We start from the raw sequence: 16708 nt of genomic DNA on the forward strand, positions 1-16708 counted from the left end.
ATCTTGAAGGTTATTTACGCCTTGATATAATAAGCTTTTAAATGGGTTTATGTTTTCATTGACGCTACAAATATTTCCAACTCCAGGAGCTTCCGTCGCCGGACTCCATAAAAAACGATCATTCGTTCTACAAAAACCCTTTTATATTTGAACAACCAGTGCGTGGTCGGGTGCTACTCCCCTGCTTAACGTATGGATGCTGGCCAACGTTGTTTCGGCAATTTGCGACAACGCATCTTCAGTAAAAAAAGCCTGGTGGCCAGTAACCAGCACATTTGGGAAACTCAGCAGCCGCTGTATGGTATCGTCTTCAATGATAGTGCCCGAAAGGTCTTTAAAAAACAAGCGTTCTTCCTGCTCATAAACGTCGATACCAAGGTTGGCCAACCGCCCCGTTTTTAGCGCCCCTATAACCGCGTGCGTGTCAATGAGCGCGCCGCGGCTGGTGTTAATAAGCGTGGCCCCTTGTTTCATTTTGCTGAGGCTATCCTGGTTAATCAGATAACGGTTATCGGGCGTAAGCGGGCAATGCAGTGATATGATATCAGCCTGCTGCAGCACGTCATCGAATGGGCAATATTGTACACCGGCGGCAACCATATCCTCATCTTTAAACAGGTCGAAAGCCAGTACCCTGCACCCAAAGCCCAGCATTATTTTACAGAAGGATTTTCCAATTCGGCCAGTACCTATCACCCCCACCGTTTTTCCATGCAGGTTAAAACCTAACAACCCGTTTAACGAAAAATTCTGTTCCCTTACCCGGTTATAAGCTTTGTGTGTTTTGCGGACGAGCGTTAACAGCATAGCTACCGCGTGTTCTGCCACCGCTTCGGGCGAATACGCCGGCACGCGGCATACCGTTATGCCGTGTTTTTTTGCCGCTTCCAACTGTACATTATTAAACCCAGCGCAGCGCAATGCAATTACCTTTACGCCTTTGGCAGCCAATATGGCTATTACTTCGGCTGTCAGCTTGTCGTTTACAAATACGCAAACTGCAAATGTACCCTGGTCGACTGCATTAACAATGTGCGGGCCGAGGTGTGTTTCGAGGTACTCCAGCTCAAAGGCGTAATTGGCATTATGCTGGTTAAACGAGGCGATATCATAAGGCTTTGCCGAAAAGAAAAGTACTTTCACAGGAGATACTGACATGCGGGTAAAGTTAAGGGAATATGCCGGAATACAAGCAGGTATGTGATAATGGTTGGAGTTTTGCACAGGCTCTTTTTCCAGAAGCAATATAGATACTGTTCCACATTTTCACCAAACTGTACACACTGGTCCGGTGGAACAGCACAGATTAGTAACCCTAAAACTGGAAACAGGGTAATTATTCAAAATTCCACCATACTGCTTTCTTAGGCGGATCACCCAAAGTATAAGGCTCCCCGATACGCGGGGCGTTTACCTGGATACCCAGCTTTTCGGCAGCGGGCAGGAGCTTTTCAATAGGTTCGTTCCAGGGATGATCGGCTTCCGCAAACTTGCCCCAATGGATAGGCTGCAGCAAACGAGCGTGTAAGTCGATGGCAGCCTGTGCGGTTTGCCCAAAGAGCAGGTGTGTCCATGGCCAATTCGGGCTATACTGTCCGCATTCCAGCAGTGCCAGGTCAAATGGGCCATATTGTTGACCTATTTGTTTAAAGTGTGGTCCATAACCGCCATCGCCGCTGTAAAACAATCGGTATTGCCCGGCCTGTATTACGTAAGATGCCCAAAGTGTTTTATTTACTTTACTATAGGTGCGGCCGCTGCGGTGCTGTGCCGGTGTAGCGGTGACGCGGAGACCACCCGGCAGCGTGACCGATTGGTTCCAATTGAGTTCGGTGATCTTTTTAGGATCAAATCCCCAGTAAATCAAATGTGAACCTACCCCCATCGGTACTACCGCCATTTTAATATGGTCTTTCAGTTTCTTAAGGGTACGATAGTCCAGATGATCGTAGTTGTCGTGCGAAATGATCAGCACATCAATTGGCGGCATATCCCTGGCGTGGTAATGCCTGGTACCTTTAAATGCCTTAACCAATCCGGGTACCGGCCCGGCATGGTTACTAAAAATAGGATCGATGAGTATATTACCCTGTCCTGTCTTGATCAGCAAGGACGAATGTCCGAACCAAACGACGGTAGGTGCAGGAGCAGCGAGTGTCATCAAATCAGTTTTAACCCACGGCAGCGCGCGCGAAGGCCTGATGGTTTCAGGGCGTCGGCGGAGCATAAAAAGCAACCGGTTGCGGTGCTTTACTGTCGAATCAGGGCGTTTAGTCAAATTTTGGAAAGCGCCATTTTTGTAATTAGGTAAAGCCTCCAACTTTGCAAGCTCTTCGCCCTCCGGGTTTTTCCCCAATGACTTTACCGTACCACAGCCAGCCGCTACTGTCAGTAACAGTGCAGCTACCCCCATTCGCAAACACCAGTATTTCATACCCTAAAAGTGCAAATAACGTTTAAGGTTACTGAATATTTTAATATTGATGAAAACAAAGAATACTCAAAAGCATCAGTACCATCAATAGCGTCCCTCGTACACCCTCATTAACATTCAAAGTATACCAGGGACTATGTTTCTTTAGGGCAGATAACAATCCAAAAGATATCGACGGGACGAACGGTTGCAATATCGCCCCTATTTTTTAATTCCTGCCAACTGCGCCACCCTTACCAAATCGCTTAGGGTCATTACATAAAATATGCTACCATTTGCGGCGGTTTTCTTTTGTGTCAGAAAACTCATGTTACCTTTTGAATATATGGTTTTTCCGGCGGATTCGCCAGGCACATAGCCCATATCCGTTATAATTTTCACCGCCTGCTGGTATTCCTCTTCCTTGTAGGTAATACAGCCCGAACTTGCAACCTGGCCGCCAATTGCAGTTAGTAAATAGCTGCCGGTTTGGTCTTTTATCTTATACTTATACAAATCCATGGAATAGGTAGGCTGCTGAATAGTTTGCTTGCTGAACAGGGAATAGTCGTGGTCGGTAAAGTACTTTTCGGCATCGGCAACCGCCAGGGTACTCAGGCCGGAAAGGCGGGTGATCAAATTGGTTTCGTCGATTTTAACTTGTGCCGTTACACCAGTTTTAATAACGAGCATAAGCAGTACAACAAGCGCTGCGCGTAAAATTTTCTTCATGATCAAATATAAAGAAAACGGCAGCATTTCAAAAGCAACGTAAAAACCTAATAAACAACAACTTAATCACTCCGCCCCAATTAACAAATGCTATTATCTCAGCTTACCCTTCAAGCTCAAATATGCGTATATTGCCTAACCAAGCGTATATAAACCATGACATCAATACTCGCCCGTATTTACACATCCCTTTTATTATTTAGCATTATAACCTTTACAAACACTCAAATAACTGCCCAGGACCTCTACCTTCCCTTCCGCCAAGCCTGGCTAAAAAAAGCGGAAGAATACAAACCCACACTAACAGAAACTATCAAACACCCGGTCGGTGTTGTTAAGCTTGAAAAAGATGCCGCAGCGTTCCAGGGCTGGAATGCAGTAAACGCCGGGGGAATTGAGCAACTTTACAACAAACCCTTTAACCAAAGAAGCAGCGGCCTTGTAGTTGATTTCGGCGAACATATGACGGGCTATTGCACATTCACATTAAAGACCCTCCGGGGTGATATGGATGCACCATTGCGCTTAAAACTTACCTTCGGCGAGGTGCCCGCCGAACTGGCCACGCCGTTTGATCCTTATCCCGGTGGCTTGAGCCGCGCCTGGCTGCAGGACGAAACCGTTACCGTTTCGGTATTACCTGCAGCTGTTACTATCCCGCGCAGGGTGGCGTTCAGGTATGTTAAGGTTGAATGGCTGGGTTCGTCTTCAGGTTTTGAGTTTGGGTTTTCGGATATCCAATTTAAGTCATCCACCTCGGTTACCGTAACACCGCCGGAGCTGGCAGCAACAACATCGCCCATCATAAAAGCTATCGACCGCGTCGGCCTTGCTACACTTAAAGAGTGTATGCAAACCGTTTACGAGGACGGCCCCAAACGCGATCGCCGCCTATGGATCGGCGATACCTACCTGGAATCGCTGGCTAACCTCTATTCCTTTAAAAACGACGCGCTGACGAAGCGGTGTCTTTACTTGCTGGCCGGCCTGTCGAACAAAGACGGCATTCTGAACGCGAACGTATTTGAACTGCCCGAACCACATCCGCAAAAAAGCCGCCTGCTGGATTATTGTTTCCTGTACAATGTGGCCCTCAAAGAATATGTTGCGGCAACCGGCGACAAGCAAACCGGGCTCGACCTTTGGCCCGTCGCCAAAAAACAACTTGATATAGCCAAAATGTATGCCGGCAAAGATGGCATGATGGACTACGTAAAAGCCGGCAAAGAATGGTGGGTATTTTTCGACTGGCAAGACGGGCTGGATAAACAGGCACCGTTGCAGGGCATCACCATTTACACCCTTAATCAAACCTACGCATTGGCCGAACTGCTTGGCAAGGAAAACGAAGTGGCCGAACTTCCCGCCATGGCAAAAAAACTAAAAGAAGCGGCTCATAAAAACCTTTACGACAAGACAACCGGGCTATTTATAAGCGGGCCAAACAAACAGGTGTCCTACGGCGGACAGGCGTGGATGATATTAAGCAGCGTGGCATCAAAAGCCGAATCACAGAGGGCTTTAAGAGCATTGCCAGGCGTTTCCGACGCTGTGCATCCCGGCGCACCATACATGTACCATTACTAAATTGCCGCTTTGATTGAAAGCGGCCTGAAAGCCGAAGCCAAGGAGGCACTGACATCCTATTGGGGCGGCATGGTAAAAAAAGGCGCCGACACCTTTTGGGAAGTATATGACCCTAACGATGAACTAAAATCGCCATACAACTTTTTCCCGGTGAACAGTTACTGCCACGCCTGGAGCTGCACGCCGGTGTATTTTATCAGGAAATACCCTGAGATTTTTCAGCAGTAACCGGATGTTTTTGTTCATGGATGAAGGCCCGATCGCACTTCCGGATATTAATCAGTATGGTTTTATTACCTGCCCGGTGTTAGCGCCAAACACACTTTTTCGAAAACCAAATTCCAGTTGTTTCATAGTTACCGGGATATCCCCGTGAAAAAAACGAAAATATTGCGGCGAATCTTCCAGAACAGTAGGACTCACCGCATTAATGCGGACACCATTTTCCAATTCAATTGCTGCTGCGCGCACAAATGCCTCAACGGCTCCATTGGCGGCAGATGCGTTGGCGAAATTCAAAACCGGTTCATTTGTCAAAGCGCCGGTAATTAATGTAAATGAACCTTTTGGGTTGATGTAGTGTTGGCCAATGAGCACTAAATTAACCTGCCCCATCAGTTTGCCATCCAGCCCTTTCCTGAACTCCTTATCTGTCATGCTTTTCCATGGACCAACATACGATGGCCCTGCCGTGCATATCAGCGCATCAAACGGCCCTGCCTGCCTGAACATATTTTCTATTGATTCAGGCGAGGTAATATCTGCCTGTATGTCTCCGCTTTTGGAGCCAACTCTTATAACTTCATGGTCTTTTTCTAATACGCTTGCTAAGTGTTTTCCCATGGTGCCCGTTGCACCTACTATGATGATTTTCATTTCTTTGAATTTTAGTTTTTATAAATAATTTGATGTGATAAGAGAGACTCGCTTACATTGCTAATACGCATTTACCAGGTTTTTTTTCCCTACAAACCTCACAACAGAACCTTTCCCAACGTGATACATGCCTTCATCAAAAAGAATTTCTTTCTCCTCCAGTATTAACAGGTCATGATTTGCAAAGTCAGCTCTTATTTCATCTACGGAAAACAACATATCGATGTCTGTTGGTCCGCCGTTGTTTAGGTGTATGTGTTCTTTGCTGAATGCCTCCAAAATAACTACCCCTCCGGGTTTTAGATAGGTGTTCAATTTTTGATGGAATGAAGATTTCTTGGCGGCTGCAAAGTGTGCATAGATAAGTGCAATTGCATCAAACGACTCTTTTTCAAACTCGAGTTGCTCCAGGTCTCCTACAATATAATCTATGGTAACATCGGCTTCTTTTGCAAGTTCCAGCGCCTTTAACTTTCCTTCAACGCTCAAATCAAATGAGGTTACTTCCCACCCTAATTGTGCCGCAAATACCCCATTACGCCCCTCACCATCAGCCGGCATTAATATTGATCCGGGTTCAAATTTTTGAATCCATTCCTTAAAAAACACGTTGGGACTTGTTCCGTAAGCATACGCCTCACCTTTATAGCGATCATCCCACATGTTCCTGTACTGTTCATCCCATGACTGGTTCAGATCTGCCTGTTCAAATTTTTCCGAAACAATTTCTTTGTTGGTCATTATCCCGGCTGTTGTTCCCATTGCCACCGCGTTGGCCACAGTACGTATTTTTGTTGTATTATCACCACAAGCAAAAATTCCGGCTATAGTCGTCGCTTGAAAGGAGTCTGTTTTAATGTATCCTTCATCAGTAAATTCGCATCCCAAAGCGGACGGAATTTGGCAATGCTGTTCAAACGGACTATGTGCATATACCGCTTTAATGGAAGATGTTGTACCGTCTTTGAAAATGATATTTTGAAGATGTCCATCGGTATGCTCTAGTCTTTCAATTTCTTTTTCAGTTATTTTGATATGGTGCTTTTCAAGTATTGCTGTTTGTTCATCCGTTAAAGTTGATTTTCCGTTGGTAAACAACGTTAAATCATTTGTCCAGTTCGAAATAAGCTTTGAGAATTCGAAGCCGTATTCGCCATTGCCTAAAATGCCGGTTTTTTCACTTCTAACTTCATATCCGTGGCAATACGGGCAGTGTAGAACCGAAATTCCCCAACATGCTGCAAACCCGTCAATGCCAGGCATAATGTCCCTGATCCCTGTCGCAAAAATCAACTTCTTTGCACTAAATATTTCACCTGATGCAACCCGGATTTCAAAGCCGCTTTCGGTTTTCACTCCGTTTGTCGCCAAACCGCTAAAGAACTTTACGGTATTATATTTTTCCACTTGCTGTCTTGCAAGGGCTGCAATCTCTTTTGGAGTTTTCCCGTCCTGGGTGAGGAAATTATGCGAATGTGGCGTTTGCTTATTACAGGGTTCGCCACTATCAATAATTAAAACTTGTCTTAGCGCCCTGCCTAAGGCCATAGCAGCGGCAAGGCCCGAGTAACTCCCGCCAATAATTATAACGTCAAAATTTTTTCGGTCTGTCATTTTAGTATGTTTTTAAAATTGTGTTTATAGCAATGAGAAATCCTACTTATTATCATTTTTAGATGAAATCATATTGATAAAAAAATTCACCAAAGGCACACCGGCAAATACTATCCAGGGGACTAATGGGATGGTCAATAACAGCGTCCGTTGATATAAAGGTAGTACAGATAATTGCTTACCAAACAGGTAAAGAAATAATGTGATAGACGGGTAGATTACTACCCATATTTTTAAAGATGCTATTAACTTGCCCTTTGTCTTCATGCCCGGAAAATTATCTTTTCAGCAAATCATTTTGCCTGGTACAAAGGTAATTTCGGAGGTAAACTGATGGATAGGACAAAAATATGGTTGTACAGGACTTATTTAAAATTATGTCGGAAAGCCTCCGGCGAGTGGCCCATATGCTTTTTAAAGAACCTGATAAAATAGGAAACATCTTCGTACCCCAGGTAATATGCTATTTGGTTTATTTGGTTTGATGTTGCCAGGAGATACCTTTTAGCCTCCAGTACAATATGTTCATTAATCAATTCTGAACAGGTTTTGCCCAGCGTGGACTTCGTAATAGCATTAAGCTGGTAAGTGGACAGGTTCAGCATGGCAGCATATTCAGCAACTTGCTTTTGGTTAACATGTGTCTCCAACAGTGATAAAAATGCTTCAAGCCGTTCCTGTGTATAAAGGTTTACGTTATCCGGCGTGGCACGGCTATGCTGCCGTACAAGTTCGATAAACAAAATACCCATATTTGCTCTGATAACGTCTTCGTATCTTTCCTGTTTGCCTGTATATTCATTGAAGATGGAAGTAAGCGTGTTAAGCAGCTTTTGAAACGCGTCAGCATTAAGCTCGTAATGATTGATATTACCGGCCTGGCGCAATAACTGGTTCGATACTTTCTCGCGCGGGAAATAAAACTCCTCTCTAAACTGCAGCAAATAACCGGTACTTCCCGCTTTTAACACAAGCTGATGTACTTGGCCCGGGCGCATGAAGAAAACAGAATTGTCGCCAACTGTGTAGGAGATAAAATCTATATCATGACTGCCGGCCCCTTTTTTTAAAGCAAGAACATAAAAGAAATCATGCCGGTGAAGTTCCTGTACCATGTCTTTGCCGGCAAGCAGATCATGAAGATCGCGAATGCTGAAGCTTTCAGAAAAATCCGGCTCTTTTTGGAATGTGCTGATATGCCTTACCGGGATTTTTTCCATTTAACTTAATTGTAAAAAAGCCGTTCACCTAACCATCAAGGTAACACTTAACCAAATGTAATTACATTTTGCAAAACACATTCCTGCTTTGCCGGGCGGAAGCATCACGCCACCGTCATAAATTATTTTTTTAGTAAATTCAGTTGACTATTTTAGTCAACTTGGTTTACCTTTACGGCGTTAAATCTGTAAAAATGAAAAAAACAAATCAAACTATCAATTTAGTACATAAACTATTTTTTATGTTACTGCTACTTGTGCTGGGACTGAAATCTGCATCAGCACAAACTGATTGGAAACTGAGTACCGAAAAGGACGGTATAAAAATATACACCAGCATATTGCCCGATTCGAAGGTCAAAGCTATTAAAGTGGAAGGTAACTTCGATGCAACACCATCACAACTTGTAGCTCTTGTTATGGACGTTAACACTGCCCCGGATTGGGTATACCATGTAAAGTCGGCCAAACTGGTTAAGCAGGTGTCGCCTACAGAGCTTTACTATTATTCGGAAGTTAGTTTACCCTGGCCCGTGGCAAACCGGGATTTTGTGGCCCATTTAACAGTCACTCAGGATCCGGGCACAAAAGTAGTAACGATTGATGGCCCGGCAGTACCCGGCGTTGTTCCGGTAAAAAAAGGCATCGTAAGGATCGACAATTCTATCGGCAAATGGGTCATTACCCCCCTGGGACAAAACCAGATACATGTTGAATATTCGATTCACGTAGACCCGGGAGGTGCTCTGCCTGCATGGCTGGTTAATATTTTTGCCACAGATGCGCCAATGAAAATTTTTAAGAGCCTGAAAGTACAACTCACAAAGCGCGATTACAAAAACACCGTCTTTGCATTTGTAAAAAACTAATCAGAAACGTTTCAGTTTTTAACATTACATAACTTAACGATCCTGCTGACCAACGGCAGGATCGCTCGTATATTAGGGCTTCCCCCGTCCTAATCTCATCTTAAAGTCACTGCATCAATGTAGCGTCACAAAACGGTAAAAAGTACTTTTTTTGGTAAACTAAGTTGACTAATTTAGTCAACTTAGTTTACCTTTGTGTCATCAAATCAGTAGTCATGAAAACGCAGTTCATCCACTTCGACCAAATATCAGGCATCACCAGTGCGGTAATCACCAGTGCAAGGAGCTTTAAATTGAATAAGCTTTTTTTAGCGTCTAATTTTTCAACCGGCAAGTTGGGGTACTACCTGCTTCCGCTGGTTAAACAAATTATCAAAGACAATTTCATGGGTGCAGATATGGAGATAGGGATACTGCTGATTTTCCTTAAAGACTATTTTTTATCTGCCAATAATACCATCAGGAATAATGCTTTCAGTAACCTGTTCAAAAAATCTAAAAGCAGCCAAAAAAACATTGCGGTATCAGCGTCTGAAATAATTTACAATCATCCACAGGCTGCCTGAGACCTCAATTATATTTTAATATCATGAAAACGGACCATTTTTACAACATAATTAAAAGCACAGTGATGCTTTTATTCTTAACGTTATCAACCAGCTTGATGGCGCAACAAACAATCATTAAGGGAGTAGTTACAGATATCCGCACCCAGGAAACTATGCCGGCTGTAAGCGTTTCATTTGATGGCACCACTATAGGCGGCAGTACAGACATTAAGGGTAATTACAAAATTAGTACCGACGGAAATTATAACCGCATCAAGGTTTCCTTTATAGGTTATAAAACCTTTTATAAGGACATTACCCCTGGCACTACGCAAACTATAAACATCGCTTTAACTGAAGACAGACGAACATTGAGTGAGGTAGTTATAAAAAGCGGCAAAAAAAACAGGTATACCAATAAGAACAATCCCGCTGTGGAACTGATCCGCAAGGTGATTGCCCACAAGGATGAAAACCGGCTGGAAAATTTCGATTATGCCGAATATCAGCAATACGAAAGAATGATATTCTCACTGAGTGATCTTTCTGAAAAGTTTAAACAGAAACGGATATTTAAGAATTACCAATTCTTGTTTATGGAGCAGGACTCCAATGCAATCGGCGGAAAAAATCTGCTGCCGATGTACATGGAAGAAAAACTTTCTGATAACTACTTCCGCAAATCGCCCTATGTTAAAAAGCAAGTGATTGAGGCCAATAAGCAGGTTAAGTACGATGAGAACTTTATAGATAACGAAGGGCTTAAAGCATACTTTAACCGTATGTACATGGATATTGAGATCTACGATAATAATATCCCGCTATTGGGTAACCAGTTGCTGAGCCCGATCGCTAATGGTGCTCCATCGTTCTACAAATTCTTTATTACCGATACCATTAAAGATGTGAGCCCGCAATTGATTGAGTTGAGCTTTACCCCGCGTAACACTACCGACATGCTTTTCACCGGTAAAATATACATCACTATGGATGGCAACTACGCAGTTCAAAAAGCTGTATTGTCGGTAAATAAACACATCAACCTCAACTTTGTGCGTCAAATGCAAACCACCCTTTCTTTTGAAAAAACAGAAGGCGGGCGCTACCGGTTGAGCCAGAGCGATTTGAAGATGGACTTTGGGCTTAACAAAAACAAAGGCGGCGGTGTGTATGGCGAGCGTGTGGTGATCATCAACAACTTTGCAGTCAACAAACCACGCCCTAACGAGACTTATGCCGGTCCGGCGCAAATGATAGCCTTCAATGCAACGGAAAAGGGGGATGAATTCTGGAAAGCTAATCGCCCTGATACCCTGAAAAAGGGGCAAGCAGATATTTATAAGAATATCGACAGCCTGCAAACCCTCCCTTCGTTTAAACGGACAATGAAATTGATCACCCTTTTTGTTGCAGGGTACGATAATTTAGGCCCTTTTGAAATAGGACCGGTAAATACCTTTTACAATTTTAACCCGGTAGAAGGTTTCAGGCTGCGATTGGGCGGACGTACAACCACCGAGCTGAGCAAACGGTATTATTTCGAGACCTATGGCGCATATGGTTTTAAGGACGAAAAATTTAAATATTTTTTCAGCGGCACTTATTCGCTGAATAATAAATCGATCTATTCTTTTCCGCAGGACTATATAAGAGCCAGCGTACAGCGCGATACCAAGATACCGGGCCAGGAACTTCAGTTTGTACAGGAGGATAACTTCTTGCTGTCATTTAAACGCGGCGACCACGGCATCTATACTTACAACGATATCTTCAGGCTTGATTATGTGCATGAATACCTGAACCATTTCTCGTACAAGTTTGAGCTAAAGGCATGGAACCAGGCGCCAACAGGATCATTATATTTTCAGAATATTATCGGGGGGCAGCCAAATTCTGTAAATAGCCTGCAAACCACTGAACTATCAATGGAACTGCGGTACGCACCTCACGAAAAATTTTACCAGGGTAAATTATACCGCACCCCGATACCTGACAAGTACCCTATTTTTACCCTGCGGTACCAGGAAGGTATTAAAGGACTTTTTAAAGGTGATTACAATTACCAGAATGTTACAGGTAACATCACCAAACGCTTTTACCTTTCGCAACTGGGTTTTGCAGATGTTTCGGCAGAGGGGGGATATATCTTTAATAAGCTGCCTTATCCGTTACTCGATATCCAGCATGCCAACCAGAGCTATGCTTTGCAGCTGCAATCGTACAACCTGATGAACTACCTGGAATTTGTTAGCGACCACTATGCCAGTATAAATATTGATCAGCATTTTAACGGGTTCTTCTTTAACAAGGTGCCGCTGTTGCAATCGTTGAAGTTAAGGGAAGTAGTGTCATTCAAATCAGTATGGGGTGGCGTAAGGCAGGAAAACAACCCTGCCAACGATCCCGCCTTATTGCAATACCCTATTGGCGGCAGTGGCAAGCCAATAACTTATACGCTAAACAACGGCCCTTATATGGAAGCCAGTGCCGGTATCGAGAATATTTTTAAGCTATTGCGGCTGGACCTGGTTAGAAGACTTACTTACCTGGATCACCCTGACGCACCAAAATGGGGCGTAAGGGCTTTTGTTAGGTTCCAATTCTAATCAGCCTAAATTATAAGCAATTTAATTGTATAAAAATCGTTAAACTTGTAAACTTGGTTGACTTTATTGGTCAGCCGGTTTACTTTAATTGATAAACTAAAATTACTGTAAAGGCCTATTGTTAATACCTACTTAAACATTAATATTAAAGATCATGTTAAACGAGGAAGCAACCAGGATGACGAGCAGGTTATTATACCTTTTGAAACGACTTTCGGATGAATGGTATTGCACAAAGCTGTGCCATGCTAACCTTGAAGGCTTTAATAACTCGCATATCCCGTTGTTTATGAGTATAGGCACCACAGGTATTTCCAATAGTAAACTTGCGGCAAATTTAAGTATAACCAAACAGGCTGCTAGCAAGGTGATCAAAGAGCTGGAAGAACTGAACCTGGTAATGAGTGAAAAATGCACTACTGACGGGCGTTCGATGATGTTATATTTAACAGATAGCGGTGTACGCTTTTATGAGCATATTAAAAAGCAAATGACAGAACTTGAACATGAGTACAAGAAAGCAGTTGGCGCCAAAAACTACGAAAACGCCATCAATGTGATGCTGAAACTTGTGGAGTACCACGAACATTTGAACAAGGCGGTGCTGAATTGAATTTTAGGCTAAAAAGTATCCCGCCCGTCCAAACAGCAATCTTAATCCCGCCGGGGCTTGAATCCATGTTATGCGCTACCAGCCCAACTTTGATTACTTTAAGCAGAACTATATGTATCTTTATTTTATATTAGTCGGTTTAATACCAATGTTTATATTTATATAAGTGACAGTAATAAAGCAAATACAGGCTCACCAATCATGAAAACGGTTAAGAAATTTACATCATTTGAAGATCTGAAATCCAGCGAAAGCCAAACTTCGGATGATAAATTGAGTCTTAAAAAACACAACGACTTCGAAAAAGTTATAAAGGAAATTTATTCATCTAAAGTTCGTTCAAATGATAGTAAGCAATTCAAATAATGTCATTAGAAGATAAACTAAAGAATAGTTTACTGACTGTGTGCAGGTTACTTGAAAAGTATAATGTTCAATATATGCTGATTGGTGGAACAGCCGTGGCTCTTAATGGCTATTATAGACATTCGATTAATGCGGCCGGAGAACTAACCGATAAACCTGACATTGACGTTTGGTATAACCCAACTTACGAAAACCACTTTAACTTTTTGAAAGTTATAGAAGAGTTGGGACATGACATTAGTGAATTTAAAAACGAACATGATCCAAATCCGCGTAAGTCATTTTTTAAATTAGACTTTGACGGGTTTACTTTAGATGCCCTTCCCGAAATTAAGGCTGATATCAAATTCGCCGAATCAAACCAAAGAAAAGAAACGGTGGAATTAGAAGCAACTAAAATTTACTTCATGAGCTATAAAGACTTAATTGAAGATAAAAACACAACCGCCCGAAAGAAAGATATAGAAGACATCGAACAATTGAGAAAAATTAGGAGCAACGAGTAAGGGCCCGAATATCTAAGGGGCATTTATAGTGCAGCGCGGACTTAGTTAATAAAGCCCCGCCGATTCCATGTGAATCTCCGCTATCGCAAGTCTCCAGCACTTGTGGCCCGTTGACAAGTAAGAGTCTTTTATAACCCGCTCTATTTTTGGAAACTTGATAACCACCGCTGCTTTAGGTGATCTATCAGGTTTAGTGCAAAAAATGTACTGCCATTATAGAAGACTTTCTTATCTCCCACGAAATGCATATCGCCTTTTATATACATGGCCTCGTCGGAGTCAGGGGTATTGGATACGCCGGGCACATATCTAAATTGGGAAATAACGTGTGGTACGGTAAAATAACACATCCACCTCATCAACCCTAACCTATAATCCCTTATATTTAAAAATCCAAACGACATCATGAAAAAAACGCTACTCTTACTGTTTATTATTTGTGGTTTATATACGGCGAGGGCCCAAAATGGCACCCAGCCTGTTACAGTAACTGATATGACCCGCATTAAGCAGGCCGGCACGGCCAGCCTGTCGCATAATGGCAAACAGGTTGTTTTTACGGTATTGTCTGTCGAATCCGACGAAGCGACTAAAGGGGAATATGTTTACCGTACGCAAATATGGATTGTGCCTGCGGATGGCAGTGCGCCGGCACGGGCTTTAACATCTTCAAGTACCAGCAGTTCGCAGCCGGCATGGTCGGCAAATGATGAGCAGATTGCATTTGTACGGTCAGTGAAAAGCAAATCGCAGATATTTTTACTATCGCTTAACGGCGGTGAGCCTGCGCAGCTTACCAATGAGTCGCGGGGAGCAAGTAGTCCGCAATGGTCGCCTGATGGCGCAAGGATATTGTATTCGGTGGGCTTATCCTATCCCGAAATGCTGAAGGATTCGGTATTAAATCCACACGCGGCTGTTCCGAACTGGACAATGGAGCGGCCCGGTTTTAAAACCAACCTTCCTCAATCAAAAACCAAAGCAAACCCCGATGGCAACATGGATGCCATCCGCGCATATTTAACGCAGGACGAAGCCGACAACAAGGTAAAGGTATTTAACAAGCTTAATTTTGAGGGCGAGGCCACTACCGAACCCAACTTTAGCTTTAACCATTATTTTATTATCGATGCCAAACCGGGCGCTGTGGCAAAACCGCTGACATTCGGCTTTCATAATTATAACGGCGCAGTTTTTACGCCCGATGGCAAACAACTCATACTGACCACAAATGCAGACACTTTGCTCAACCCCGACAGGGCGCTAATATCAGCCATATACACGATGCCATCAACCGGCGGCCCGTTAAAGCGGCTGATTGCCGAAGACGGGGTGTCGTTAAACAACGGCCAGGTTTCGCCGGACGGAAGGTACCTGGTGGGCTTTTCATCTGTGCCAATGACGATGGATTTTGGGCACCTGGTTATCTATGATTTACAGGCAGCAGGTAAAAAAATGGTTGTGCCCATCGACCGCAATGTTGGGCGGACGGTATGGTCGACCGATAGTAAATCTTTGTACTTTACCGCACAATCAAACGGTGGCGCACCTGTTTATAAGGTTGATATGGCCACGCTTAAACCCGAACAGCTGAGCGGCTACGACGAAGGTTTGGGCAGCCTTGATGTCGGCAAAAAACAAATGATTTATGTTAAAACGGCTGTTACAGATCCTTACGAGCTATACGTTGCCGATCTAAACAATAAAACTGCCAGGCCGCTTACCACGTTTAATTCCGAGTGGCTGAAAGACAAAAAGCTGAGCATCCCCGAAAAAAAATATTATACCAACAGCAAAGGCCTCAAGGTTGAATACTGGGTGATGAAACCCACCAATTTCGACCCGGCTAAAAAGTACCCGGTGATGCTGCAAATACACGGCGGCCCAACCGCCATGTGGGGCCCTGGCGAAAACACCATGTGGCACGAGTTTCAATATTTTTGCGCGCAGGGCTATGGGGTTGTTTACTCCAACCCGCGCGGTTCAGGCGGTTACGGTATCGATTTTATAAAAGCAAACTACCAGGACTGGGGCACCGGCCCAACCGAGGATGTGCTGGCAGCCCTCGATGGCGCATTAGCCGAAGGGTGGGGCGATAAGGATAAAACGGTGGCCACCGGCGGCTCGTACGCAGGCTATTTAACCGGTTGGCTGGCCGGTCACACCAAGCGCTTTGCCGCAATTTCGTCGCAACGCGGGGTGTATGACTTAACCACGTTTTTTGGCGAGGGCAATGCCTGGCAGCTAACACCTATCTATTTTGGCGGTTACCCCTGGGAAGAAAAAACAAAACCAATATTGGCAAGGGAATCGCCATTTACTTATGTAGATCAGATAACAACACCTTACCTGATATTGCATGGCGAAACCGATTTGCGTACCGGCATTGTACAGGGCGAAATGATGTATAAAGCACTAAAGGTTTTGAACCGCCCGGTTGAATATGTACAGCATCCCGGCGCCACACACGAATTGGTACGCTCGGGAAATGTAAGGCAACGCATAGACCAGATGTTAAGAATTTATGAGTTTTTTGAGAGGTATATTAAGCACGAATAAAACTACCTGTTAGCGCAGGCCTGCGACCTGCGCTGACGGAGGTCGCCCCTTTGGGGCTAAGTGTTTCAGATTCCATCAAAAAGATTTGAGGTTCATTTGAATTTTTGGGGGTCGGTATTTTTTAAACGGAGAGAAATCTCCGAAGCCCCAACGGGGCTCATTTCCCCAGCGCAGGTCGCAGGCCTGCGCTAAAAGTGAG

At 43.9% G+C, this 16708-nt stretch carries 15 protein-coding genes; 8 read left to right on the forward strand and 7 right to left on the reverse strand.

Features of this window, described 5'->3' with window-relative positions; genetic code table 11:
* Positions 1-141 precede the first annotated feature (141 nt).
* The 3 genes from NAF19_RS06755 to NAF19_RS06765 all read right to left on the reverse strand — a co-directional run bounded on the left by NAF19_RS06755 (position 142) and on the right by NAF19_RS06765 (position 3145).
* Positions 142-1158, reverse strand: coding sequence for a 2-hydroxyacid dehydrogenase (locus tag NAF19_RS06755; protein ID WP_256484229.1), 1017 nt, complete (start codon positions 1156-1158; stop codon positions 142-144).
* A 178-nt stretch (positions 1159-1336) separates the two neighbouring features.
* Positions 1337-2434: an MBL fold metallo-hydrolase gene (locus NAF19_RS06760; protein WP_252789060.1), complete on the reverse strand. Its 1098-nt coding sequence runs from the start codon at positions 2432-2434 to the stop codon at positions 1337-1339.
* Between the two features lie 201 nt (positions 2435-2635).
* Positions 2636-3145 (reverse strand): hypothetical protein, encoded by a 510-nt coding sequence (locus tag NAF19_RS06765; protein ID WP_252789061.1) that lies wholly within the window; start codon positions 3143-3145, stop codon positions 2636-2638.
* Between the two features lie 156 nt (positions 3146-3301).
* Here NAF19_RS06765 and NAF19_RS06770 point away from each other — a divergent pair, with 156 nt between their 5' ends.
* Together NAF19_RS06770 and NAF19_RS06775 are read left to right on the forward strand one after the other, a co-directional pair.
* A complete protein-coding gene (locus NAF19_RS06770) occupies positions 3302-4732 on the forward strand; it encodes an alpha-L-rhamnosidase-related protein (protein WP_252789062.1) in 1431 nt (476 codons plus the stop codon).
* A 9-nt stretch (positions 4733-4741) separates the two neighbouring features.
* Positions 4742-4960, forward strand: coding sequence for a hypothetical protein (locus NAF19_RS06775; RefSeq protein ID WP_252789063.1), 219 nt, complete (start codon positions 4742-4744; stop codon positions 4958-4960).
* 51 nt (positions 4961-5011) lie between these two features.
* On the opposite strand, the gene NAF19_RS06780 is transcribed toward NAF19_RS06775, so the two are convergent.
* From NAF19_RS06780 to NAF19_RS06795, 4 genes are all read right to left on the reverse strand, one after another.
* Complete coding sequence (locus NAF19_RS06780) at positions 5012-5608, reverse strand: short chain dehydrogenase (RefSeq protein ID WP_252789064.1); 597 nt, start codon at positions 5606-5608, stop codon at positions 5012-5014.
* A 60-nt stretch (positions 5609-5668) separates the two neighbouring features.
* Complete coding sequence (locus NAF19_RS06785) at positions 5669-7222, reverse strand: bifunctional NAD(P)/FAD-dependent oxidoreductase/class I SAM-dependent methyltransferase (protein WP_252789065.1); 1554 nt, start codon at positions 7220-7222, stop codon at positions 5669-5671.
* Between the two features lie 42 nt (positions 7223-7264).
* Positions 7265-7489, reverse strand: a complete 225-nt coding sequence (locus NAF19_RS06790) for a putative antibiotic biosynthesis monooxygenase (RefSeq protein WP_252789066.1) — start codon at positions 7487-7489, stop codon at positions 7265-7267.
* Positions 7490-7587: 98 nt separating this feature from the next.
* Positions 7588-8442, reverse strand: a complete 855-nt coding sequence (locus tag NAF19_RS06795; RefSeq protein WP_252789067.1) for an AraC family transcriptional regulator — start codon at positions 8440-8442, stop codon at positions 7588-7590.
* 242 nt (positions 8443-8684) lie between these two features.
* Between NAF19_RS06795 and NAF19_RS06800 the strand changes: the two genes are divergently transcribed.
* From NAF19_RS06800 to NAF19_RS06825, 6 genes are all read left to right on the forward strand, one after another.
* A complete protein-coding gene (locus tag NAF19_RS06800) occupies positions 8685-9311 on the forward strand; it encodes an START domain-containing protein (protein WP_252789068.1) in 627 nt (208 codons plus the stop codon).
* Positions 9312-9526: 215 nt separating this feature from the next.
* Positions 9527-9877, forward strand: a complete 351-nt coding sequence (locus tag NAF19_RS06805) for a hypothetical protein (RefSeq protein ID WP_252789069.1) — start codon at positions 9527-9529, stop codon at positions 9875-9877.
* Positions 9878-9900: 23 nt separating this feature from the next.
* A complete protein-coding gene (locus NAF19_RS06810; protein WP_252789070.1) occupies positions 9901-12465 on the forward strand; it encodes a DUF5686 and carboxypeptidase-like regulatory domain-containing protein in 2565 nt (854 codons plus the stop codon).
* 154 nt (positions 12466-12619) lie between these two features.
* Entirely contained in the window at positions 12620-13078 is a 459-nt protein-coding gene (locus NAF19_RS06815; protein WP_252789071.1) for a MarR family winged helix-turn-helix transcriptional regulator, read from the forward strand.
* 365 nt (positions 13079-13443) lie between these two features.
* Entirely contained in the window at positions 13444-13950 is a 507-nt protein-coding gene (locus tag NAF19_RS06820) for a hypothetical protein (RefSeq protein ID WP_252789072.1), read from the forward strand.
* Positions 13951-14355: 405 nt separating this feature from the next.
* Positions 14356-16509: a S9 family peptidase gene (locus tag NAF19_RS06825; protein ID WP_252789073.1), complete on the forward strand. Its 2154-nt coding sequence runs from the start codon at positions 14356-14358 to the stop codon at positions 16507-16509.
* The last annotated feature ends 199 nt before the right edge of the window (positions 16510-16708 follow it).

The sequence above is a fragment of the Mucilaginibacter flavidus genome, assembly GCF_024055575.1.
Classification (GTDB): Bacteria; Bacteroidota; Bacteroidia; order Sphingobacteriales; family Sphingobacteriaceae; genus Mucilaginibacter; species Mucilaginibacter flavidus.